Annotated in this window: 17 protein-coding genes; 4 read left to right on the forward strand and 13 right to left on the reverse strand. The window is 69.1% G+C overall.

The features are described 5' to 3' along the window. Window positions 1-14: 14 nt before the first annotated feature. A complete protein-coding gene (locus ACEWX3_RS11135; RefSeq protein ID WP_374159834.1) occupies window positions 15-1,013 on the forward strand; it encodes an extracellular solute-binding protein in 999 nt (332 codons plus the stop codon). A 53-nt stretch (window positions 1,014-1,066) separates the two neighbouring features. On the opposite strand, the gene ACEWX3_RS11140 is transcribed toward ACEWX3_RS11135, so the two are convergent. From ACEWX3_RS11140 to ACEWX3_RS11180, 9 genes are all read right to left on the reverse strand, one after another. Then, window positions 1,067-1,339 carry a metal-sensitive transcriptional regulator gene (locus tag ACEWX3_RS11140; protein WP_152517791.1) on the reverse strand — a complete coding sequence of 91 codons (273 nt, stop codon included), beginning with the start codon at window positions 1,337-1,339 and terminating at the stop codon, window positions 1,067-1,069. Window positions 1,340-1,429: 90 nt separating this feature from the next. Then, on the reverse strand, window positions 1,430-2,629 hold the full coding sequence (locus ACEWX3_RS11145; RefSeq protein ID WP_374159435.1) for an FAD-dependent oxidoreductase: 1,200 nt from the start codon (window positions 2,627-2,629) through the stop codon (window positions 1,430-1,432). A gap of 27 nt (window positions 2,630-2,656) precedes the next feature. Continuing rightward, complete coding sequence (locus tag ACEWX3_RS11150) at window positions 2,657-4,045, reverse strand: rhodanese-like domain-containing protein (RefSeq protein WP_207069194.1); 1,389 nt, start codon at window positions 4,043-4,045, stop codon at window positions 2,657-2,659. Window positions 4,046-4,150: 105 nt separating this feature from the next. Next, window positions 4,151-5,152 carry a hemolysin family protein gene (locus ACEWX3_RS11155; protein ID WP_207069195.1) on the reverse strand — a complete coding sequence of 334 codons (1,002 nt, stop codon included), beginning with the start codon at window positions 5,150-5,152 and terminating at the stop codon, window positions 4,151-4,153. Then, on the reverse strand, window positions 5,145-6,506 hold the full coding sequence (locus tag ACEWX3_RS11160) for a hemolysin family protein (protein WP_374159436.1): 1,362 nt from the start codon (window positions 6,504-6,506) through the stop codon (window positions 5,145-5,147). The genes ACEWX3_RS11155 and ACEWX3_RS11160 overlap by 8 nt, the downstream gene beginning before the upstream one ends. A gap of 97 nt (window positions 6,507-6,603) precedes the next feature. Further along, the gene (locus tag ACEWX3_RS11165; RefSeq protein WP_207069197.1) at window positions 6,604-7,335 is read right to left on the reverse strand and encodes a sirohydrochlorin chelatase; all 732 of its coding nucleotides are present in this window, start codon (window positions 7,333-7,335) and stop codon (window positions 6,604-6,606) included. Beyond that, complete coding sequence (locus tag ACEWX3_RS11170; protein WP_374159437.1) at window positions 7,314-8,039, reverse strand: phosphoadenylyl-sulfate reductase; 726 nt, start codon at window positions 8,037-8,039, stop codon at window positions 7,314-7,316. Before ACEWX3_RS11170 ends, ACEWX3_RS11165 begins: the two co-directional genes overlap by 22 nt. 71 nt (window positions 8,040-8,110) lie before the next feature. Next, entirely contained in the window at window positions 8,111-9,829 is a 1,719-nt protein-coding gene (locus tag ACEWX3_RS11175) for a nitrite/sulfite reductase (RefSeq protein ID WP_374159438.1), read from the reverse strand. A gap of 124 nt (window positions 9,830-9,953) precedes the next feature. Further along, a complete protein-coding gene (locus tag ACEWX3_RS11180; protein ID WP_373889124.1) occupies window positions 9,954-10,049 on the reverse strand; it encodes an Ms4527A family Cys-rich leader peptide in 96 nt (31 codons plus the stop codon). 67 nt (window positions 10,050-10,116) lie between these two features. On the opposite strand from ACEWX3_RS11180, the gene hemW reads away from it, so the two are divergent. Continuing rightward, a complete protein-coding gene (gene hemW / locus ACEWX3_RS11185) occupies window positions 10,117-11,292 on the forward strand; it encodes a radical SAM family heme chaperone HemW (protein ID WP_374159835.1) in 1,176 nt (391 codons plus the stop codon). A gap of 33 nt (window positions 11,293-11,325) precedes the next feature. Here the strand turns inward: hemW and ACEWX3_RS11190 are convergent, their stop codons facing one another. Next, the gene (locus tag ACEWX3_RS11190; RefSeq protein ID WP_207069210.1) at window positions 11,326-12,186 is read right to left on the reverse strand and encodes an LLM class F420-dependent oxidoreductase; all 861 of its coding nucleotides are present in this window, start codon (window positions 12,184-12,186) and stop codon (window positions 11,326-11,328) included. A 48-nt stretch (window positions 12,187-12,234) separates the two neighbouring features. On the opposite strand from ACEWX3_RS11190, the gene ACEWX3_RS11195 reads away from it, so the two are divergent. After that, on the forward strand, window positions 12,235-12,729 hold the full coding sequence (locus tag ACEWX3_RS11195) for a nuclear transport factor 2 family protein (protein WP_374159439.1): 495 nt from the start codon (window positions 12,235-12,237) through the stop codon (window positions 12,727-12,729). 91 nt (window positions 12,730-12,820) lie between these two features. Further along, window positions 12,821-18,172: a beta-ketoacyl synthase N-terminal-like domain-containing protein gene (locus tag ACEWX3_RS11200; protein WP_374159836.1), complete on the forward strand. Its 5,352-nt coding sequence runs from the start codon at window positions 12,821-12,823 to the stop codon at window positions 18,170-18,172. Window position 18,173: 1 nt separating this feature from the next. Here the strand turns inward: ACEWX3_RS11200 and ACEWX3_RS11205 are convergent, their stop codons facing one another. From ACEWX3_RS11205 to ACEWX3_RS11215, 3 genes are all read right to left on the reverse strand, one after another. Further along, on the reverse strand, window positions 18,174-19,442 hold the full coding sequence (locus ACEWX3_RS11205) for a DUF222 domain-containing protein (protein ID WP_374159837.1): 1,269 nt from the start codon (window positions 19,440-19,442) through the stop codon (window positions 18,174-18,176). A 454-nt stretch (window positions 19,443-19,896) separates the two neighbouring features. Beyond that, window positions 19,897-21,297 (reverse strand): CHAD domain-containing protein, encoded by a 1,401-nt coding sequence (locus ACEWX3_RS11210; RefSeq protein WP_374159440.1) that lies wholly within the window; start codon window positions 21,295-21,297, stop codon window positions 19,897-19,899. A gap of 9 nt (window positions 21,298-21,306) precedes the next feature. Then, window positions 21,307-22,992, reverse strand: coding sequence for a (2,3-dihydroxybenzoyl)adenylate synthase (locus ACEWX3_RS11215; protein ID WP_374159441.1), 1,686 nt, complete (start codon window positions 22,990-22,992; stop codon window positions 21,307-21,309). Between the last annotated feature and the right edge of the window lie 40 nt (window positions 22,993-23,032).

Genomic DNA, 23,032 nt, shown 5'->3' on the forward strand with positions numbered 1-23,032 from the left:
GTCACCCGCTGAGGATGCGGTTCTCGGCGACGTGGAACACCCCCGCGGTACTTCTGCTTTCGGCGATGGTGGTGATGTCCTGCAGCGACGGGTCCAGCCAGGCCGACGGCGCCGACGCCGAGGTCACCCTGAAGGTGCTCGCCTTTCCCGCGACAGAACCCGCGTGGACGATGATGGCGTCGGCGTTCGCCGCGACGCCGGAAGGTGCAGAGGTCGCGGTCGATGCCTCGTACGGTTCCTCGGCCGAGCAGTCCCGCGCGGTGGAGTCGGGCACGACCGCCGATGTGGTGAACGTCTCCGTCGAACCGGACATCGCCCGCCTGGTGGAGACGGGCAAGGTGGACGAGAACTGGGACGCGGGCGTCACCGAGGGCATTCCGTTCGGGTCGGTGGTGAGCCTGGTGGTGCGTCCGGGTAACCCCGAGAACATTGATGACTGGGGCGATCTGCTGCGTCCGGATGTCGAGGTGATCACGGCGAGCCCGCTGAGTTCCGGCTCGGCCTGGTGGAACCTGTTGGCGCCGTATGCGTGGGCGAGTGGCGGCGGCCAGGACCCGCAGGCGGGGCTCGATTACGTCCGTGAATTGGTCACCGACCATGTGCGGCTGCATCCCGCCTCGGACCGTGAGGCGAGTGACGCGTTTCGACAGGGCAACGGCGATGTGCTGCTGACCTCGGAGGTCGAGGCGCTGAGCGTGGGCTTCGAGCAGATTCATCCACCGCAGACGATGAAGATCGAGAGTCCGGTGGCGGTGGTCGGTACCGGCCGGCACCTCGAGCAGGCGGTCGACCTCGTCAACTTCCTGTTCACTGCCGAGGCGCAGAAGCTGTGGGCCGAGGCCGGTTTCCGACCTGTCGATCCTGGTGTCCTTGCCGACTACACCGACGAGTTCCCTGCGCCGCAGACGCTGTGGACGGTCGACGAGCTCGGCGGCTGGGAGGTGGTCGAGCCGCAGCTGTTCGACGAGGACACCGGCGCGATCACCAAGATCTACCGCCAGGCCACTCGGTGAGAACTCCCGCGCCGACGTCCACGACGTCGCGGTGACGTCGACCGTTACGCCGGTCAGGCCAGGGCGAGGAAGAGTTTCTCGAGTTCGTCGACGCTCATCTCGCGCTGGCGCCCGTCGTTCTCGTCGGTGACGATGCACTCCCGCAGCCCGGTTGCGACGATCTTGAAACCGGCCCGGTCCAGCGCCCGCGACACCGCCGCCAGCTGCGTGACGACGTCTTTGCAGTCACGGCCCTGCTCGATCATCGAGATGACGCCTGCGAGCTGGCCCTGGGCCCGACGCAGGCGGTTGAGCACGGCGTTGATGGCCTCCTGGTCACCGACCATGATGGGCTCCTTCGATCCGGTGTTCAAGAACTTTGAACAGCTAGGAGTTTACGCTACCCACCGGGGTATGGCCGGTGGGCGTGCGCCACGTCAGGCCAGACCTTTGAGCATCAGGTTCCAGTACATCGCCGGCAGGCCGTACTTCTTGAGGTACCAGAAGGCCCGGTGCGGCTTGGTCGGGTCCAGCAGGGGCACCGAGGGTTTCAGGTTGAACTCGTAGTCGAACTCGGCCAGCAACATCTCGTGCGAGGACGTGACGATCGGGCACGATGCATACCCGTCGTAACGCGCGCACAGGGTTCGTCCGGCCAGATAGGCATCGACATTGTCGACCACCACCGGCGCCTGTTTGCGGATCGCGGCGCCGGTCTTGGAGTTCGGCGACGACCCGGCGTCACCGAGTGCGAACACGTTGGGGTAGCGCACGTGCTGCATCGTGTGCTTGTCGATGTCGACGTAGCCGCCGGCCTGTCCGGTGGACAGCGGGCTGTTCTTGATCCAGTCGGGCGCCGACTGGTGCGGCACGACGTGGAGCATGTCGTAACCCAGGGTGCCGTCCTCGCCGCCCTCGGCGACCGCCTGCAGGGTCACCTTGCGGCTGGCTGCGTCCACCGACGTCACCTCGGTGAGGGTGTGCAACGTGATGCCGTAATCGGCGATGACCTTGTCGAGGTTGTCGGCGATGGCGGGGATGCCGAAGATCCTCGGTGTGGGTACCACCAGGTGCACGTCGATGTCGTCGAGCACACCCGCGCGCCGCCAGTGGTCACACGCCAGGTAGGCGATCTTCTGCGGGGCCCCTGCGCATTTGATGGGGCCGGAGGGCATCGTGAAGACCGCGGTGCCCGATCGGAGGTTCTTGATGAACTCCCAGGTGCGCGGCGCCAGATCGAACTGGTAGTTCGACGACACCCCGTCTCGGCCCAGCGCATCGGCCGCCCCGTCGATGCGGTCCCAGTCGAGCTGGATGCCCGGACACACCACGAGCGCGTCGTAGGTGTAGGTCGCGCCGTCCTCACATGTCACGGTGTTGGTGTCCGGGTCGACGGCCGCCGCGGCGTTGCGGATCCACGTGGCGTCGTGGGGCATCACGCTGGCCTCCGCGCGTTCGGTGTCGGCGGCCTCTGCCTGCCCGGCCCCGACGAGCGTCCACAGCGGTTGGTAGTAGTGCACGCTGGACGGCTCGATGACGGCGACGTCGGCGTGGCCCTTGCGCAGCAGGCGCGCCGCGACGGTGATGCCCGCGGTGCCCCCACCGATGACGAGGACGCGGTGGTGATGGGACTTCATTGTCTTCTCTCCCTGTTTCGTTGTCGCTCAGGCGCTCTGGGTGACTTCTTCCCAGGCGTTGTAGCCGCCCAGGATGTCGCTGACGTCGGCGAAGCCGCGCTGCCGCAGCACGCTGGCCGCGACCGAGGAGCGGTATCCGCCCGCGCAGTAGACGACCGTCGGTGCGTCGGCGTCGAGTTCGTCCACCCGGTCGGGGAGTTGGCCGACCGGGATGTTGACCGCGCCCGGGATCATGCCCGCTGCGGCCTCGCCCGGGTTGCGGACGTCGACGATCTGCAGTCCGTTGACCTGCTGCGCCCGCTCACCGAATGCCTTGGCGGTCAACCGGGAGGCGGCCTGCACCTGATCGGGATGGGTCAGCATCACCTTCTCCGGCTCGGCCAGATATCCGACCACGCGGTCGAATCCGATCCGCGCCAACCGGTTCTTGCCTTCGAGTTCCTGGCCGGCGTCGGTCATCAACACGATGTCGACGTCGGGTTTGACCACGGAGCCGGCGAATTCGGCATAGCGGCCTTCCAGCCCGATGTTGACCGCGCCGCGCAGGTGGCCCTGGGCGAACTCCTCGGGCGTGCGCCCGTCGACGAGGATCGCACCGCCGGCCACGGCGTCGAGCGCCTGCTGGTAGGTCATCGCGGGCGGCATCGCGGTCTCGTCGAGCAGGGCACGGTCCTTGCGGTTGAGGATCGCGTCGTAGACGAAGTAGCTCGGCGCCGGCGGCTGGCCCTCGGTGACCATCGCCATGAACGAGGCCTTGTCGGCGGCGCGCAGCGCGTAGTTCCACTGCTTCTGATCGCCCATGGTGGACCACAGTTCGGTGGACAGGTTCTTCCCGCAGGCCGAGCCCGCGCCGTGGGCGGGGTAGACGCGCGTGGCGTCGGGCAGCGGCATCAGCTTGTCGTGCAGCGAGTCGTAGAGCATGTCGGCCAGCTCGTCGCGGCTGAAGCCGATGGAGGCCAGCAGATCGGGACGGCCGACGTCACCGATGAACAGCGTGTCGCCGGTCAGCACGCCGTAGGGCACGGGGTCGCCGCCGTGTTCGTACACGACGATGCTCATCGACTCGGGCGTGTGGCCGGGGGTGTGGCGGAACTCCAGGGTCACGCCGTCGGGTTCGCCCAGTGCGTAGCGCTGCCCGTCTTCGACAGCCATGAAGTCGAACTCGGGCTTGGCCACGGAGGAGTAGACGATCGTGGCGCCGGTGGCGTCGGCGAGCTCCAGGTGGCCGGAGAGGAAGTCGGCGTGGAAGTGGGTCTCGATGACGAGCTCGATCGTCAGGCCGAACTTCTCGGCGTCGGCCACGTATTCGGCGACGTCGCGCTGCGGGTCGACGACGACCGCGCGCTTGGAGTCCTCGTCGGCGATCAGGTACGACGCGTGCGACAGGCAGTCCAGGTAGTACTGGATGAACTTCATGATCCGAGCCCTTTCCAATGTGACCGATATACCCAGGGGGGTATCAAACCGATACGGATGAAGATATACCCCTAGAGGTATACGGTCAAGGGGCTGGGTTCAGCGTCACACCGGTTGGGCCGGCAGCAGGCGGTGCAGCACGTCGGTCAGGGTGACCACCGTGCGACCCGCTGCCGTATCGACCACGACCAGATGATTGCGGGATTCGCGCATCACCTGCAGAACCTCGTAGACCGGCGCGGTGGCGGCGACGGTCAGCACCGGGCGCATCAGCTCGCCCGCGGCGCCCCGACCGGTCAGGCTGTCCCGGACGTGGACGACCCCGACGGGCTCGTCACCCTCGTGCACGACCAGCCTTCGGTGGCCCGTCGATTTCGAGGCCTCCTGGATCTGTGCCGGACTCGCCGTGACGTCGACGGCGCTGTAACCCGGGTGTTCCGGTGCCAGCTCGCCGATGGTCAGCGCCTGCAACTGCAACGCGCTGGTCAGGTTGGCGTGGTAGCGCTCGTCGAGCGTGCCGACGGTCGCCGAATGTTCGACGAGCTGCCGCAACGTGTCGGGATCCTGGGTGTCGGCCAACTCGTCGACCGGATCGACCCCGACCCTGCGCAGGCACCAGTTGGCGGCATGGTTGAGGGCCTTCAACAGCGGGCGGGTCAGGAACATGAAGGCGCGCATCGGAATCGCCAGCAGCATGGCCGAGCGCTCCGGATGCGCGATCGCCCAGGACTTGGGCGCCATCTCGCCGACCACGAGGTGCAGGAACGTGACGATGAGCAACGCCAGCACGAAACCACCCACGTCGGCCAACCACGACGGTGCGCCGAATCCTCCGAGCCAGGGCGTGATCGCGTAGTGCACGGCCGGTTTGGTGATCGCGCCCAGCAGCAGGGTGCATACGGTGATGCCCAGCTGCGCACCGGCCAGCAGCAGTGACAGCTCACTGGCACTGCGCAGTGCCGCCCGCGCGGACGCCTTGGTCGCCGCCGCGTCCTCCAGACGACTGCGCCGTGCGGCGATGAGCGCGAACTCGACGGCGACGAAGAACGCGCTGAGGGTGATCAGGAGGGCGGTGACCGCAACCGTCAGCCACGGACCGTTACTCATCGCCACTCTGCTCCTCGACGGTGACGAACATCGACGCCGGCACACGACGCTCGAGCCAGCGGATCTGTGTGATCAGCATCCGGTGCGCGGGTGCGTCATCGATCACCAGATCCGCTGGGTCGCTCGGCAACTCGATCTCGACGGTGTCTCCGACCTCGGGCAGCGCGGCCGCGTGGGCGATCACCATGCCGGCCATGGTTTCGTAGTCACCTGGCGGCAGAGCCAGACCGAGGGCGCGTTCGGCCTCGTCGAGCGGAAGGTCGCCGGGGACCAGCCAACCGTCCCCGGCGGCGGTGACCTGCACCTGCATCGGCGAATCGTGTTCGTCGTCGATCTCGCCCACCAGTTCCTCGGCCAGATCCTCGATCGTCAGGACGCCGGCGAACCCGCCGTACTCGTCGATGACGACAGCCATCTCGTCACCCGCACCGGTCAGCGCCTGCACCACGCTCGGCAGCGGCATGGTCTCCGGCACCACCACGGCCGGCCGGCAACGCTGCGCGGCGGTGTCGGCGCCGAGACTCGTGCCGAGCAGGTCGTACAGATGGATGACGCCCACGATGTCGTCGGCGTCCGCGCCCGACACCGGGTAGCGCGTGTGCCCGGTCGCCATGCGGCTGAGGACCACCGCGGCCGGTGTGTCCCCGGCGATGGCGTCGACGCGCGAGCGCGGGATCATCGCGTGCTCGGCGGTGCTGGTGGGGAAGTCGAGGATCCGGTCCAGCAGCGCCGACAGATCCGGCGGGATCTCCCCAGCGTCCCGCGACACCGCCACGATGTGTTCGAGATCGCGCGGAGTCGCCGAATGTTCCACATCGTGCACCGGCTCGATGCGCAGCAGCCGCAGCAGCACATTCGAGGACTGGTCGAACAACCAGATCAACCAGCCGAACAGCTTCAGGTACAGCGTGGTCGACCACGCCAGCCAGCGGGCCAGCGGCTCGGGGCGGGCGATGGCGAGATTCTTGGGAAACAGTTCACCGAACAGCATCTGGATCACGGTCGAGACCGCGATGGCGACGACACCGCCGATCGCGACCGCGAGTGCGGTCGGAATACTCGCGCCGCTCATCAACGTCTCGGCGCCGCGCCCGATCAGCGGCTCGGCGGCGTAGCCGACCAGCAGACCGGTGACGGTGATGCCCAGCTGTGCGCCGGACAGCATGAACGAGGTACGCCGGGTGACGCCGAGCGCCCGCTCGGCCGCGGCATCACCGGACTCGGCGCGCGCCTTCAGCCGCGACCGGTCGACCGCCATGTAGGCGAACTCCTGCGCGACGAAATACCCCGTCAACGCGGTGATGGCGGACACCACCAACAGTCCCAACAGAATCGACAACACGGCGGTCAGCATCTGACCGCCGACGGTAAGTGTGGGGGCATCGAGTCCTAGCTCGCCGAGGGACGTTGTGCCTCAACTGTACCGGGCCCTGCGAGTGCCCCTGTTCTCGTCAGGCGGCGGCGCGGGCGGGCGCCACGCTGTCGAAACGGTCGAGCACCGTCTCGGCCACCTGCCGATGCGCACCCAGCGGCGACGACATCGGAATCCGCTCCGACCGCGCGAACTCCGCCACCCGGTCGGTGATCCGGCCGTGCGCGAGGAACCACGGCGCGATCACGAGCCGCGACGCCCCGCGGGAACGCAGGACCTCGGCGGCCTCGGCGGGCGTGGGATGTGGACCTGTGGCGAACGCCGTCGTCGCCGTCCACCGGGTAGTCATCGTCAGTTCGCGGGCCACGCCGGCAGTGCGCGCGTTCGCCTGCGCGTGCGAGGAGCCCACCGCGGTCACCAGCACCCCGACCCGCGGATCCAACCGGGACACGCCCGCGTGCTCCAGGCGCTGCCGCAGCACGTGGATCAACCGCTCGTCCTCACCGAGAACCTCGGCCTGGCGGGCGTCGGTGCCCGACTCCGCGATCATCTCGGGAATGTCGACCCGGGCGTGGTAAGCGTCGGCGAGCAGCAACGGCACCACCACCGCCGCACCGGGGACGACCGTGGCCAGCACGTCGCGCAGGTTCGGCGCGTTCTGTTCGCAGAACGCCACCCGCGCGTCCAAGCCTGGGCGCAATCGACGGATCGTCGCGGCGACTTCCCGCGCGTTGGCCGCCGACCGGGGGTCGGCACTGCCGTGCGCGGTGAGGATCAGCGTCGGTGAACTCAAGAGGCGTGCAGTCCGCATTCGGTCTTGGTCTGGCCCGCCCAGCGACCGCTGCGCGGATCGGCGCCCAGCGCCGGCTTGTTCGTGCACGGTGCGCACCCGATGGAGGGGTAGCCCTCGTCGACGAGGGGATTCACCAGAATGCCGTGGGCGTCGATGTAATCCTGCATCTGCTCGTCCGTCCACGCCGCCAGCGGGTTGATCTTCACCAAACCGAAAGCCTTGTCCCAGCTGATCAGCGGGGCGTTTGCCCGCGTCGGGGACTCCACCCGGCGGATGCCGGTGACCCACGCGGAGTAGCCGCTCAACGCCTTGGACAGCGGCTCCACCTTGCGCATACCGCAGCAGGCGTTGGCGTCGCGCTCGAACAGGTTCTTGCCGAACTCGGCGTCCTGCTCGGCGACCGTCCGCTCGGGGCGGACGTTGACCACGTTGACGTCGTAGACGGCCTCCACGGCGTCGCGGGTGCCGATCGTCTCGACGAAGTGATAGCCGGTGTCGAGGAACAGGATGTCGACGCCCGGGCGCACCTTGGCGGCGAGGTCGACCAGCACCGCGTCCTGCATGTTCGACGCGACGATGTACCCGGATCCCTGGCCGAGTCCGCCGAAGTTCTCGTCGGTCCAGCGCAGCAGTTCCTCAGCGGTCGCGTCGGGGCCGAGTTCGGCAGCCCCGCGCTCGGCCAGCTCCTGCAGGTCTGCGTCGTCTCGTGTCACCACAGTCATGTCACCGTCACCTCATCGTCTGCTCTTCGCGCAAGCGCTCATCGAAGGTTCTCTGCTCTTCGCGCAAGCGCTCATCGAAGGTCCGCGTCGTCGGCCCTCAGGGCCCAGGTGGCAAAACGCTCGCCCTGCTCCCTTTGTTTCACGAAGTTGCGCACGACACGCTCGACGTAGTCACCGAGTTCGCTGGAGAGCACCTTGTGCTGGCGCAGCTTGCGACCGAAACCGCTGTCCAGGCCCAGGCTGCCGCCCAGATGGACCTGGAAACCCTCGATCGGGCCGTCGCCGTCGTCGACCATCTGGCCCTTGAACCCGATGTCGGCGACCTGAATGCGGGCGCACGAGTTCGGGCAGCCGTTGATGTTGACGGTGACCGGCACGTCGAGTTCAGCGTTGATGTCCTCGAGCCGCTGCTCGAGTTCTGGCACCAGCGTCTGTGCCCGCTTGCGGGTCTCGGCGAACGACAACTTGCAGAACTCGATGCCGGTGCAGGCCATCAGGTTGCGCCGCCAGTGCGACGGCGTCGACGGAAGACCCAACGCGTCCAGCCCGGCGCGCAACTCGTCGAGCTTGTCGTCGGGCACGTCGAGGACGATCAACTTCTGGTAGGGGGTGAAGCGGATGCGGTCGGACCCCGCCGCCTCGGCCAGGTCGGCGACCTTGCTCAGGATGGTGCCCGAGACGCGTCCGGCGATGGGCGCGACCCCGACGGCGTTGAGGCCGTTACGCAGCTTCTGCACACCGACGTGGTCGATGGGGCGGGCCACCGGGTCGGGAGCGGGGCCGTCGATCAGCGGGCGCTTCAGGTACTCCTCTTCGAGCACTTTCCGGAACTTTTCGACGCCCCAGTCCTTGATCAGGAACTTCAACCGCGCCTTGGAGCGCAACCGGCGGTACCCGTAGTCGCGGAACGCGCTGACCACGGCTTCCCACACGTCCGGCACCTCGTCGAGTGGCACCCACGCCCCGACCCGCTGGCCGAGCATCGGGTTCGTCGACAGCCCGCCGCCGACCCAGAGGTCGAACCCGGGACCGTGCTCGGGGTGGTTGACGCCGATGAACGCCACGTCGTTGACCTCGTGCACGACGTCCTGCAGACCGGAGATCGCGGTCTTGAACTTGCGCGGGAGGTTGGACAGCTCCTTCTTGCCGATATAGCGCCGGACGATCTCGTCGACCGCGGGGGTGCCGTCGATGACCTCGTCGAGCGACTCACCGGCCAGCGGCGAGCCCAGCACGACACGGGGGCAGTCGCCGCACGCCTCGGTGGTCTGCAGGCCTACCGCGTCCAGACGCCGCCAGATCTCGGGCATGTCCTCGACGCGGATCCAGTGGTACTGGATGTTCTGGCGGTCGGAGATGTCGGCGGTGTCGCGGGCGAACTCGGTCGAGATCTCACCCAGCGTGCGCAGCGAGGCGGCGGTCAGCGCACCGCCGTCACTGCGAACCCGCAGCATGAAGTACGAGTCCTCGAGCATGTCGGTGTTCTCGTCGCCGGTCCAGGTGCCGTCGTAGCCCTGCTTGCGTTGGGTGTAGAGCCCCCACCAGCGAAAACGCCCTCGCAGGTCGCCTTTGTCGATGGACTCGAAGCCGTTCTTGGCGTAGATGTTCTCGATGCGGTCGCGCACGTTGAGCGGATTGTCGTCCTTCTTGGACTGCTCGTTGGCATTGAGCGGCTCGCGGTAGCCGAGCGCCCACTGACCCTCACCGCGGGGACGCTTGGCGGGCTTCTTGGCCGGCGAGCCGGCCGAATCGGTGGTGGCCGGCGAGCCGGCCGGATTGGTTGTCGTCATCGGTGGGCTCCTGGTCGGAGCCGGCGTTCAGATCGCGCGTGGTCACCGGGGGCTGTCCGGCGGCGCAGATCCGGCGGCCAGCTGAAAGGTCAGAAAAGTGGCTGGTTGGTCCGTGATCCGGCGATCAAGACAGACAGCTACAGCTGCAAACGCGCTTGAAGTCGACATGGCGGCGTGCCACGAGCGCGACCCTGCGGGCGAAGCTGTGGTTTGCAGTCACGTACCCGATTGTGCCACGAATGCGCCACCTGCCCTAATGGGGCGGCTGCCAGACTGGACACGTGAGTGTGCAGTCGCAGGTGCCAGACGGTGTGCTGCCGGAGCTGTCGGCGCGGGCGGGCCGGCCCTTCGGCGTGTACATCCACGTGCCGTTCTGCGCGACCCGGTGCGGTTACTGCGACTTCAACACCTACACCCCCGGCGAACTGGGCGGCGCGAACCCGGACGGTTGGCTGGCCGCCCTGCGTACAGAACTGCGGCTCGGTGCTGCCTGTCTGCGCACCGCCCCGGCGGCCGACACCGTTTTCGTGGGGGGCGGCACGCCGTCGCTGCTCGGGGCTGCCGGGCTGGGTGCCGTCCTCGACGCGGTGCGGGAGAGTTTCGGGCTCGCCCCGGATGCGGAGGTCACCACCGAAGCCAACCCCGAGTCGACGTCGCCGGAGTTCTTCGCCGGGTTGCGCGCGGCCGGCTACACCCGGGTGTCGCTGGGGATGCAGTCCACTGCCGTGCACGTGCTGGCGGCACTGGATCGTGTGCATTCGCCGGGGCGCGCGCTCGATGCGGCCCGCGAAGCCGCGGCGGCAGGGTTCGATCACGTCAGCCTCGATCTCATCTACGGCACACCGGGGGAGAGCGACGACGACCTGGCGCGCTCCGTGGAGGCCGCGATCGGGGCCGGAATCGACCATCTGTCGGCGTACGCGCTGGTGGTCGAGGACGGCACCGCGCTGGCCCGCCGGGTCCGGCGCGGTGAGATCCCTGCGCCGGACGACGACGTGCTCGCGCGTCGTTACGAACTGCTCGACGACCGGCTGCGCGAAGCGGGCTTCCACTGGTACGAGGTGTCCAACTGGGCCCGCCCGGGCGGCGAGTGCCGCCACAACATCGGCTACTGGGACGGCGGGGAATGGTGGGGCGCCGGGCCGGGCGCGCACAGTTACGCCGATGCGACGCGCTGGTGGAATGTCAAGCACCCCAACGCTTATGCCACCCAATTGGCCGCCGGAGCACTTCCGGTCGCCGATTTCGAGACGCTGGATGACGCGACCGCGCATGTCGAGGAGGTGCTGCTGCGGATCCGCCTGCGCTCGGGTCTGCCGACCGCAGCCCTATCGGCCGACGAGCAGACGCGCGCCGAGATCGCGATCTCCGACGGTCTGCTGCGCCGAGACGGTGAGCGGCTGGTGCTCACCGACCGCGGCAGGCTGCTCGCCGATGCCGTGGTGCGCGACCTACTGGGCTGAGGCCCGTACGGCTTCGCTGTCGCACGGGTTGCGCTACAGCAGTGCCGCAGCCAGCCGGCGCCACTGTTCGCGGGGGAATTCGGTGGGGTCGGCGGTCAGCACCTGCACGCAGACGTGGTCGGCACCGGCATCGAGGTGCTCGGTGACGCGCCGCTTGACGGCGTCCTCGTCGCCCCACGCGATGACCGCGTCGAGGAGTCGGTCGCTGACCGTGTCGATCTCCTCGTCGCTGAACCCCAGCCGGCGCAGGTTGTTGGCGTAGTTGGGCATCTTCAGGTACGAGCGCACCCACTGCCCGCCGACCTCGCGCGCATGGTCGCGATCGTCGGTGAGCAGCACCGTCTGCTCGGGCAGCAACAGCGGTCCGCTGCCGAGGACCTCGCGGGCGATGCGGGTGTGCTCCGGGGTGGTCAGGTACGGGTGCGCGCCGCGCGCCTTCGTCTTGGACAGTTCGAGCATCTTGGGGCCGAGTGCGGCCAGCACGCGATTGGCGACCGGGACCGGCTGCGCGGAGGCGTCGATGCCGTCGAGGAACGCTTCGGTGGCGGCCAGCGGCTTGCGGTAACGGCCGGGCTCCTTCGAGTCGATCAGCGGTGCGTGGCTGACGCCGATGCCGAGCAGGAAGCGTTCGCCATGCGTGTCGGTCAGGGTCGCGTAGCGTGCCGCGACGTCGGCGGGCTCATGCATCCAGAGGTTGAGGATGCCGGTCGCGATCACCGTGTTGCGCGTTGCCGACAGCAGGTTGTCCACCGAGTCGAGCACCGGCCCGCCCACGTCGGGAATCCACAGCGCCGCGTAGCCCAGTTCGTCGAGTTCGGCTGCCGCTTCGGCCGCCTCGCTCGAATTGCCGTACCGCAACTGCGAACTCCACACACCCACACCCGTCAATTCCATGTGTCCACTCATACCGTGCGGGCACCCTGGGGCGCTACGGTCGTGGTCATGGGTTTCGATCGCGGCACTGTCGCCCGCGCGTTCTCGGAGCACCGCTTCGACGAGGCGCTGCCGCATCTCGCCAAGGACGTGAAGTGGACGATCGTCGGCTACATGGTGCTCGAGGGCGCTGACGCGGTGGCGCGCACGTGTCGGGACACGGCCGAAGGGCTCGACGGCATCCGCCGTGAGTTCGATCGGTGCGTGACCGCCGTCGGATCCGACGCGGTGGCCGTCGACACCGTGGTGCGGTATGTGCGCCCGGACGGGATGACCGCGGTGGCGAGCTGCGCCATCTACGAGTTCACGGGCGAGCAGATCACGGCGATCACGTCGTACGCCGTGGAGATCGACCCCGAGGACGCGGGGGCGCAGCCCCCCCAGATAGGGCCGGGCGCAGCCCCCCAGATAGGGCCGGGCGCAGCCCTCCGGATAGGGCCGGGCGCAGCCCGGGTAGCGCCGGGGCGCGGCCCGGGTGGCGCCGGGGCGCGGCCGCGCAGGTAGCGCGCCATGTCGCCCGTGGTTGTGCCAGGATGTCCGGCATGTCGATGCGTGAGTTAGGGAAGGCTAGCCATATAACTGGGGCATCGTGGAGCTGACCGGCGCCACGGAACCGACGCCCGAGCCCATCGCGATCATCGGTATCGGATGCCGCCTGGGCGGCGAGGTCCGCACCCCGGCGGAGTTCTGGTCGTTCCTGTTGGCCGGTGGCAGTGCGGTCCGGCAGGTCCCGGCGCAGCGGTGGGCGCCCTACGTGGAGCGCGATCCGCGCAACGCCGCGGTGCTGGCCGAGACCACCCGCTGGGGCACCTTCCTCGAGGACCTCGACTGCTTCGACGCCGAGTTCTTCGGGGTGTCCCCCCGCGAAGCGGAGCTGATGGACCCGCAGCAGCGCCTTGCGCTGGAAGTCTCGTGGGAGGCGCTGGAGCACGCCGGCATCGGCCCGCGGTCGCTGGCCGGAAGCGACACCGCGGTGCTGATGGGCGTGAACTCCGACGACTACGGCAAGTTGCTGATGGAGGATCTCGCCGGGATCGAGGCGTGGACGGGTATCGGCACATCACTGTGCGGGGTGGCCAATCGGGTCTCCCACCTGCTCGACCTCCGCGGGCCGAGTGTGGCCCTGGACGCCGCGTGTGCAGCGTCCCTGGTCGCCGTGCACCAGGGGTGTCAACTGCTGCGCGACGGAGAGACGTCGCTCGCGCTGGCCGGTGGCGTCAGCGCGTTGATCGGACCGGGGTTGACCCGCGTCCTCGATGTCGCGGGAGCGACTGCGCCGGACGGGCGCTGCAAGACCTTCGACGCTTCCGCCGACGGATACGGGCGCGGCGAGGGTGCGGGCGTGGTGGTGCTCAAGCGTCTCGCCGAGGCGCGGCGAGACGGTGACCGCGTGCTGGCGGTGATTCGCGGCGGCGCAGTCGCGCAGGACGGCCGCACCGTCGGCATCATGTCGCCCAACGGAGAGGCGCAGGCGGACCTGTTCCGGCTGGCCTGCCGGGTTTCGGGGGTGGCCCCGCACAGCGTCGGCTACGTCGAAGCCCACGGCACCGGAACTCCGACCGGCGATCCGGTCGAGGTCGCGGCGCTGGCCTCCGTGTACGGCGCCGGCCGTGGCGGCGAGCGCTGCCCCGTCGGATCGGTGAAACCCAACACCGGGCACCTCGAGGGCGGCGCGGGAGTCGTGGGGCTGATCAAGGCCGCCCTCGCGTTGCACCACCGGGTGCTCCCGCCCACCGCCGGGGTACGCACGCTGACCCCGAAAGTCGATTGGGAAGCCAGTGGTCTGCGGGTGCCCACCGAGACCGAAGGGTGGCTGCCGGGGGACGGGCCGCGGCGTGCGGCGGTGTGCAGCTACGGCTACGGCGGCACGATCGCACACGTTCTGCTCGAGGAGGCGCCCGGGTTCGATACCGCATCCGCCGGCGAGAAAGCTTCCCCCGCAGCGGCATTCATCCCGCTGTCGGCGCGTTCGGAGTCGCGGCTCACCGTCCAGGCAGCTCGGTTGGGCGAGCATCTGCGCGCCGCGCCGTTCTCCGTGGACCGGGTGGCGGCCACGATGTGGACCCGTCGTTCACCCGAGCCAGTGCGCGGCGCGGTGGTCACCGACGGGCTTCCCGCAACCCGACGGGAAGGCGCCGTCGTGGCCGCATTGAACGCGCTGGCCGCTCAGGTGCGGGATCCGCGCGTGGTGACCGGCTCGGTGGTCGAGGGCGCGCAGGACGGTGCGGTGTGGGTGTTCAGCGGTCACGGTTCGCACTGGGCCGGCATGGGCCGTGAACTACTCGCCACCGAGCCGGCTTTCGCCGCTGTGATCGACGAGGTCGACGTCGTCTTCCGCGCCGAGCTCGGCTTCTCTGCCCGTGAGGAGCTGACCGGAGAGCGGCTTGGTGGCACCGACCAGGTCCAGGCCCTGACCTTCGCCGTCCAGGTGGGTCTTGCCGCCGTGCTGCGGGAGCGAGGCGTGACACCGGCGGCGGTCATCGGGCACTCGGTCGGCGAGGTAGCCGCTTGCGTGGAGGCGGGCGTGTTCGATCTGTCCCACGGCGCCGCGGTCGCGTGCTTCCGTGCGCGCGGGTTTCGGTCGGTGGCAGGCAACGGCGCGATGGCGCTGGTGCGGCTGTCGTTCGACGAGGTTCAGCGCCGGCTGGCAGGACGGTCGGACGTGGTTGCGGCCATCAGCGCGTCTCCGGAGTCCACGGTTGTGTCGGGCGCCGTCGACGCTGTCGACGAGGTGGTGGCAGCGTGGTCGGCCGCTGGCGTCATGGTGCGCCGGGTCAACACCGACGTGGCCTTCCACAGCCCGGCGATGGACGCGTTGACCGGCGAGCTGGCGCGGCGGGTCGGTCACCTGCCGGCGCCTGGTCCCGCGAAGGTTCCGCTGTACACGACAGCCCTGGCCGATAGCCGGTCGAGTGCACCGCGCGGCGCCGACTACTGGGCGACCAATCTGCGGGGCCGGGTTCGGTTCGCCGAGGCGGTACAGGCCGCGGCAGAGGACGGCCACCGGCTGTTTCTGGAGGTGTCCGCGCATCCGGTGGTGTCGCATTCGATCGCCGAGACGCTGGTGCACCACGGCTACCAGGAGCACGCGGTGGTACCGGTGCTGCGCCGGGATCAGCCCGAGCGTCGAGCGATCGGTGCCGCCGTCGCCGCGCTGTACTGTCACGGCGCACCGGTCGAGCACGGCTTCACCAAGACGGCGGCGTGGGCTGCCGATCTACCTGTGACGCAGTGGCAGCACCGCCGTTACTGGCGTACCCCGACGGCGCCGCCGGGCACCACCGCACTGCACGATGTCGCCGCCCACACGCTGCTCGGGGGATGCATCGAGGTGTCGGGCGTGGTCCCGACCCGGGTATGGCAGACGCGGCTGGACATGGGGAACCGGCCCTACCCCGGTGATCACCCTGTGCAGGGCACCGAGATCGTGCCTGCTGCGGTGCTGCTCAACACGTTTCTCACCGCCGCCGGAGGCGGCGAGATGGGCACCGCCGCCGGAGGCGGCGAGATGGGCACCGCTGCCGGAGGCGGCGAGATGGGCACCGCTGCCGGAGGCGGCGAGACTGGTACCGCCGCCGGAGGCGGCGAGATGGGCACCGCTGCCGGAGGCGGCGAGACTGGCACCGCTGCCGGAGGCGGCGCCGGTGAAGGTTGCGGGCTGACCGACGTGCAGCTGCGTACACCCGTTCCTCCCGGACGTACGCGCGACGTCCAGGTGGTTCTGCAGGACGGCACGCTGCGTCTGTCCTCGCGACTCGTCGGGGAGTCGGTGGAGGACTCAGCCGACGGATGGCTGACCCACAGCAGCGCCGTCGTCGCCCCCGCCGACGCAGAATCAGCCTGGATGCCGGTAAGCGTGGTCGATATCGAGACGTTTGTTGTTGATGCAGAACGACTTCCGAGTGCCCATGTGGTCGAGACGCTGGCCTCAGTCGGTGTCGCGGCGATGGGGTTCGGCTGGGAGATCCTCGAGCTGTACCGCCGTGGCGGGCAGCTCTTGGCACGAGTGACCGCCGAGCCCGACGGCTCTGCACCGGCCACCTGGGCCGGGCTGGTGGATGCGGCCACCTCGACGGCGTGCACCGTGTTCGACGGTCCGGCGCGCTTGCGGATGCCGGCGCGAATCGAGCGGGTCCATGTCGCGGGCACTCCGCCCGCAGTGGCGCTGCTGCATGTGCAGCACCTCGGCGGCACGACGGTCGATGTCGCGATCGCCGACGAGGCGGGGGTTGTACATGCCGTCCTCACCGGGATGACGTTCGAGGAACTCGAGAACTCCGCCAGCGGCAGCCTGGGTCCGATGCTGCATGAAATAACCTGGGAGACAGTTGAACTCAGCGGAGAGGACCGGCCTGCTGAGGTGGTCCTGGTCGGCGGTCGGGCGGACGACGTCGCCGCGATACGGAGCGATCTCGCCGCGGCCGGCGTCCGGCACCGCGTCTGCGCCGAGCCTGGGGAGATCGATTGCGAGCTCACCGAGGGGTCGGCGGTGCTGGTGGTGCCCGATGCCGAGGGCACCGCGCAAGCCGCCGCCGAGTTGGTGCTCGCGACACTGAAGGGTCTGCACGCCAACGGCTCTGCGGCTCGACTGTGGGTGCTGACCAAGGGCGTGCTGGAGGGACGCTCCCTGGCGCACGCGTCACTGTGGGGGCTGGCCCGGGTGGCCGCGGCCGAACATCCACAGCTGTGGGGTGGGGTGCTCGACGTCGCGGCTGACTGCGGGCGCGACCCGCTACCGCTGAGTGTGATGGCAGCGCTGCCCGGGCACGGCGTGGTCGCCGTGCGGGACGGCTTAGCGTCGATCGCTCGACTGCGCCATGCCCGCACTGGGTCACGCGCTCCCATGACGTGCACCGCAGGCGGCACCTACCTGATCACCGGAGGTACCGGTGCGCTCGGCCTGTTGATGGCCCAGCGACTGGCCGACCTCGGTGCCCGCCGGCTGGTGTTGCTGTCCCGCTCGGGCATGCCGCCACGGGATTCATGGGCTGCGCAGGCAGGCTCGGACGTGGTCGACACGGTGACGGCACTCGAAGAGCGGGGAGTGTCGGTGCACGTCGCCGCGATCGACATCGGGGACGCCGATGCGGCCGGCGAATTACGGGAGATGCTCGCGGGGTTGCCGGCAGTGCGCGGCGTGGTCCATGCGGCCGGCGTGGAAGCCGGCGTCCTGCTGGCCGATACCACTGACCAGCAGCTCCGGACCACGATGCGCCCCAAGGTGGACGGGTCACTGGTGCTGCACGAGTTGTTCCCACCGGGGCAGCTGGACTGGATGGTGCTGTATTCGTCGTGCGGCTATTTGGCGGGCTTTCCGGGTCAGGGTGCGTACGCGTGCGCCAACGCGTTTCTCGATGCGCTGGCGCGCCACCGGCACGGCCTCGGTGATCGCACCGTCAGCGTCGCGTGGACCGCGTGGCGTGGTCGGGGGATGGGGTCGACCTCGGAGTATGTCGCCGCGCAGCTCGAAGGTCTGGGCATGGGCACGATCGGATCCGACGACGCGTTCCGGGCGCTCGACACGGCGATGCGCGGCGACGAACCCAACGTCGTTGTCCTGCCGGTACTCCCGGGGGCGGCCTCGGTGCCGATATTGGCCGACGTCGCACCGGTTGGGCGGCGTGACGACACGCCGGCAGGCCCGATCGATCGCGGCGACACGGACGTGGATGAGTGGGTGGCTCAGCAGGTTGTCGAGGCGGTCGCCACCGAGCTGGGTCTGCCCGAGGATGACGTCGACCCCCGCGTTCCTCTGGTCGAGACCGGCGTCGACTCGATCATGACCGTCTCGCTGCGCCGTGCGCTGGAAAAGCGCACCGGGCTCGCGCTTCCACCGACCCTGCTGTGGGAGCACCCGACCGCTGCGGCGGTGACGGCTCGCATCGTCGAGCTGCTTGCGCCGCAGGATGACTCGCCGGCCGATCGGCGAGAGGTAGAGGTCTCCTGAGCTAGGGAACGTCCTCGTCTTCGCTGTCTGCTCGCCCGTCGTCGTTTCCCGCGCCTTCGTCGGGGATGAGGTAGCGCTCGGGGTGGTGGTAGTTGTTGATGCGGGTTTGGCCGGTGTCGAGGGCTGGGGGTGGGTGCCATTCGGTGCGGCCGTCGGGGCGTTTGCGGGTGGTCCAGCCGCCGTGGGTGGCGGCGCGGTTGTCGGGGCCGCAGGCGAGGGTGAGGTCGTTGATGTTGGTGTGGCCGTTGTTGTTCCAGTCGGCGACGGCGTGGTGGGCTTGGGTGTGGTAGCCGGGGGTGGTGCAGCCGGGGCGGGTGCAGCCGCGGTCGCGGTTGAGCAGCACGATGCGTTGGGCGGGGGTGGCGAGGCGTTTGGTGCGGCCGAGGTAGAGCGCTTCGTTGGTGTGTTGGTCGTAGATGGCCAGGTAGTGGTGGGCGGGGGTGGCCATCCTGATGAGGTCGGCCATGGGTAGCAGGGTGCCGCCGGCGGTGACGGCGTGGGTGGTGCGGCCTCCCAGGCGTGGTCCGGTGCCGGTGATGTCGACGCCGGCGGCACGGCTGAGTTCTTGCAGGGTGGTGGAGACGATGACGGTGACGGGCAGCCCGTTGTGGGTGCCGAGTTGGTTGGAGGACAACAGCATGCGGGTCATGGCCAGGAAGGCGTCGTGGTTGCGTTGGGCGGTGCTGCGGGTGTCGTTGCGGGTCTGAGGGCCCGTCGGTGTCTCGGCGGCGTGGTCGCTGGCGCCGGCAGGGGCCTCGCCGGGATGGGTGTTGGCGCCGGCCTGTCCATTTGTCGGTTCCTGCGGGCTGCTGCCGCTGCTGCCGCTGCTGCTGCTGCCGCTGCTGCCGCTGCTGCCGCTGCTGCCGGTGCTGCCGGTGGTGCTGGTCTCGGTGTCGGTGTCGGCGGGGTGGCTGTTGCTGGGGTTGTGGTCGGGGTGGGGGGTGCCGGGGGCGGCGAGTTTGGCGGCGAGGGCGTCCCAGCAGGCGCGGGCTTCGGGGGTGAGGTAGCCCGAGATTCTGCTCATCCCGTCGGGTTGTTGGCGTCCGATGGTCAGGCCGCGTTTGCGGTGTTGTTCTTTCTCGTCGGGCACGGGGCCGTCGGGGTCGAGGGTCAGGGCGAGTCGTTGGGCGGCTTGGCGGAGTTGGTCGGGGTCGAGCCCGCAGGCCGAGCGGGCGAGTTGGGTTTCGGCGTCGGCGCGGGTGCCGACGTCGATCCAGTGGGGCAGGGTGCGGAAGAACTCGGCGATGGTGTCCAGGTGGGCGGGTCCGATGCGGCCCTGGGCTTGGGCGGCGGCGACGTGATTCCAGTGTGGGGGGGAGGGGTTGGCCGTCGAGGGAGCGGCGGGGGCCGAGCATGTGGGTGTCGCGGATGGTGCGGGTGGCTTCGGTTTTGGACAGGCGCAGGGCGATGGTGAGGATTTCCTCCCAGGATTTGGCGCCCAGGGTTTGGGGTTCGGTTTCGGTCATCAGCCGGGCCAGGATGGGGTGTTGGACCGCGGGTAGGGACCAGCTCAGGGTTTTGATGTCGTTGAGCAGGGCGATCAGTTCGGGGTGAGTGAGAGTGTCGATGGGTGCGGCGGCCAGCTCGGCGATGCCGTCGCGGATCGCGGCGACTGCGCTGCCTACTTCACTCATGCATCGAACACTAGTTCGACACCCCGACAGGTCCGCCCGCGGATGTGACCACAGAAACCACAGTGACAAAAGAGATTTCTGAGGAGCGAACTACTCGAGTTTCTGAACCGCGCGTCGGCATTCAGCGCCCAACGCCTGCTCGCGGCCGTACAGCAGACCGAATGTGAAGCCGTTCTCACCGTCTGTGGTCCCGGCGGCGACACCGATTCGCCGCAGCCACGCCATCGCCACCACAGTGTCCTGGTGGTCGCCGAGCACACTCTGAATGTGCTTGAAGTGCTTGCGCTCTCGTTTGGCCGCCTTGGCATCGATCGGCTCCATGAGCTCGGCGGCGTAACGGGCCCGCTTGGCTGCCTTACGCGCCCGGTGCAGCAGCTCCGCGTCGTCGGCCTCCAGCGCGGTGGTGAGACGACGCCGTGCCTTGCGCTGCGCCTTGTTCGCGAGCCTGCGCACCGCCGCCGCCTCGATCCAGTGGTGAAACGGCGCCCGGCGACGCCAGACCTGGAGGTGCGACATCATCTTTGCGTACCGCGGTGACCTCATGGCCTCGTCGACCGCCTCGCGGGCGGGCAGTTCCACGGCCATGAGGTCGTTGCGGAGTCGCGCGCGGACCGGGCCGAGGATCAGCTCCTCGGGCAGCTCGTCGAGTGCGGCACCGAGCCGCTCCTGCTGGACCTGGCAGTCACGGACGTCGCCGAGCACCCCGGCGAACCATTTGAGGTCGGCTTCGACGTCGGCGACATCGTCCTCGGCGAAGACGTCGACGAGTTCGTCGAAGACTCGGATCGTGCTGCGCAGCCGACGAATCGCCACGCGGGTGTCGTGGATCGGATCATGCCCGCGCCGCAACTCGATGTCGCCGCGCACGATCTCGTCGACCTGCGCTGCCACATAGCGGTCGAGCGCCTGCGCACCGGCTGCCACAGCCACCGCGTCGCGCTCGGCGTCACCGGCCAGCAAGCGGTCCACCCGCGGCGGCTCGGTCGACCGGCGCGCTCCCGCTTCCGACAGCCGCTCCCGCAACCGCGCCGGCGCAGGGGCGGCGTGCACCTCCCGCCAAGCCAGCAGCCGGTCCCCGAGCGAAGCGCGCAGTTCGTCGTCGTCGATCTCGAATCGCGACCCGCCCTCGGCGTCGCTGACCAGGTAGCGGTCGCGGAGCGTGCGGATCGTGGCGATGTGCGCCAGGTCCCGTCCTGCGTTGACTCCATGGGTGATCGTCGCCAGTTCCTCGGGTACCGACGTCGAATCCGCGAAGCGCAACGTCGCGCTGCTACCGGGCATGGTCAACACCCATTCGGCATCGTCGGCCACCCGCCGGGTCACAGTCATGCCGAAGGCGTGCAGGTCGCGCTCGGCAGTGTCGAAGTAGGCCGTCTCGACGTCGTCGGTGGCGTGCTCGACCCGGCCGTCTGTGACCAGGTCTCCGAAATGCGGGAGGGTGAACTCGCGGTCGACTTCCCAGTGGTCTCTCTGGTCGAGTGTGTCCGCCATGCCTTACAACTAGCCGTTTTTGCCCGCCATCAACCGGGCGACGACCTGCTTCTTGTCCACCTTCCCGACCGCGGTGGTCGGCAATGCGGGCATCGCGACGAGGGCGTCGGGGCGCGTGTGCGCCGACACGCCCCGCTCGTCGAGGAAGGCGTTCAGTTCGGTCAGCGTGATCGGGCGTCCGCGGAAAACGACCGCCGCGCAGATCTTCTCACCGAGGTACTCGTCGGGCAGTGCCACCGCAGCCGCGCTGTAGATCTGCGGATGGGTGTGCAGATGGTCCTCCAGGTCGGTCGCCGACACCGTCTCGCCGCCGCGGTGGATGACGTCCTTGATCCGTCCGGTGACTTCGACATACCCGGCTCTCGGTCCGCGGTCGAAGATCCGCACCCGGTCGCCGGTGCGGTAGAAGCCGTCCGGCGAGAAGGACCGCGCGTTGGCATCGTCGGCGCGGTAGTACCCATTGAGTGTGTAGGGCCCCCGCACCAGCAGTTCGCCTTCTTCACCGGGCGCCACCTCGTCGCCGTTGTCGTCGACGACGCGCATCTCGTCGGCCGGCGACATCGGTCGCCCCTGGGTGTGGACGACGACGTCGAGCGGATCGCCGGGTCGGGTGAAGTTGAGCATTCCTTCGGCCATGCCGAAGATCTGGGCCATGCCGGGCGTGAGCCTGTCGAGAATGAAGCGCGCGTCCTCGGGGCTCATGCGGGAGCCGCCGACCTGGACGTAGCGCAGCGACGTCGGCAGCACCGGTTCCCAGTCGCAGGCCTGAGCCCACAATTTGGCCAACGCGTTCACCAGGCCGGTGACGGTGACCGAGTGCTTGTCGATCAGCGCGAAGGCGGATTCGGGGCTGGGGTCGGCGGTGAACACCGTCGTCGCACCCACCGTCATCGAGCCCAGCAGGCCCGGGCACGCCAGGGGGAAGTTGTGACCGGCCGGCAGTGCGACGAGATAGACGTCCTGAGCGGTCATCTCGCAGGTCTGCGCGCACGTGCGGGCGTTGTAGAGGTAGTCGTCGTGGGTGCGGGCGATCAGCTTCGGTAAGCCGGTGGTGCCGCCGGAAACGAGTAGCAGCGCAGGGCTGTTCGGGTCGACGGGCTGACGGTCGGCGGGCTCACCCGGATGCTCGACGAGTGAGGACCACGGCACGAAGTCCGCGGAGTCGCCGTCGACGATGACGTGGCGCAGGGCAGGATGCCCGGCGACGAGCGTGGCGGCCATGTCGCGGTAGTCGAAACCGCCCACCTTGTCGGCGACGATCAGCGCGACCGCGCCGCTGACCTCGGCGAAATGTCCGAGTTCGGCCGTGCGATGCCCCGGCAGGCACATCACCGGCACCGCCCCGGCGCGCAGCAGCCCGAACAGCGCCACCGCGAACTGGCAGGAGTTGGGCAGCTGCACCATCACCCGGTCGCCTTCGGCGATGCCGAGCTCCGCCAGCCCCGCGGCGACCCGATCCGCCACGGCCGCCAACTCCGCGAAGGAGTACGAGGTCGCGGAGTCGACGATGGCGGTGCGGTCCGGCCACTGCGCGGAGGCGTCGGTCAGAATCGAATCCAGTGGCCGGCCCGTCCAGCAGCCGGCCTCCCGGTAAGCCTGGGCGCGGTCCTCCGGGAAGGGCACGAAACCCGTCAGCAGGTCAGCGGACGCGTGTCCATGTGGTTTGCCCTGGTCAGCCAGGAATCCGGTGCTCATCTGGTGAAATCGTCCGCTCGGGGTAGAAGTGTTCGGTGAA

The sequence above is a fragment of the Mycobacterium sp. G7A2 genome (genome assembly GCF_041902445.1).
In the GTDB taxonomy this organism is placed as follows: Bacteria; Actinomycetota; Actinomycetes; order Mycobacteriales; family Mycobacteriaceae; genus Mycobacterium.

Coding starts and splice junctions, on each gene's coding strand:
- ACEWX3_RS11150 (WP_207069194.1), bottom strand. CDS start 4,045: ATGAAGTTCATCCAGTACTACCTGGACTGCCTGTCGCACGCGTCGTAC.
- ACEWX3_RS11215 (WP_374159441.1), bottom strand. CDS start 22,992: ATGAGCACCGGATTCCTGGCTGACCAGGGCAAACCACATGGACACGCG.
- ACEWX3_RS11165 (WP_207069197.1), bottom strand. CDS start 7,335: ATGCGGACTGCACGCCTCTTGAGTTCACCGACGCTGATCCTCACCGCG.
- ACEWX3_RS11190 (WP_207069210.1), bottom strand. CDS start 12,186: ATGGAATTGACGGGTGTGGGTGTGTGGAGTTCGCAGTTGCGGTACGGC.
- ACEWX3_RS11140 (WP_152517791.1), bottom strand. CDS start 1,339: ATGGTCGGTGACCAGGAGGCCATCAACGCCGTGCTCAACCGCCTGCGT.
- ACEWX3_RS11210 (WP_374159440.1), bottom strand. CDS start 21,297: ATGGCGGACACACTCGACCAGAGAGACCACTGGGAAGTCGACCGCGAG.
- ACEWX3_RS11175 (WP_374159438.1), bottom strand. CDS start 9,829: ATGACGACAACCAATCCGGCCGGCTCGCCGGCCACCACCGATTCGGCC.
- ACEWX3_RS11155 (WP_207069195.1), bottom strand. CDS start 5,152: ATGAGTAACGGTCCGTGGCTGACGGTTGCGGTCACCGCCCTCCTGATC.
- ACEWX3_RS11170 (WP_374159437.1), bottom strand. CDS start 8,039: ATGACTGTGGTGACACGAGACGACGCAGACCTGCAGGAGCTGGCCGAG.
- ACEWX3_RS11145 (WP_374159435.1), bottom strand. CDS start 2,629: ATGAAGTCCCATCACCACCGCGTCCTCGTCATCGGTGGGGGCACCGCG.
- ACEWX3_RS11160 (WP_374159436.1), bottom strand. CDS start 6,506: ATGCTGACCGCCGTGTTGTCGATTCTGTTGGGACTGTTGGTGGTGTCC.
- ACEWX3_RS11195 (WP_374159439.1), top strand. CDS start 12,235: ATGGGTTTCGATCGCGGCACTGTCGCCCGCGCGTTCTCGGAGCACCGC.
- ACEWX3_RS11135 (WP_374159834.1), top strand. CDS start 15: ATGCGGTTCTCGGCGACGTGGAACACCCCCGCGGTACTTCTGCTTTCG.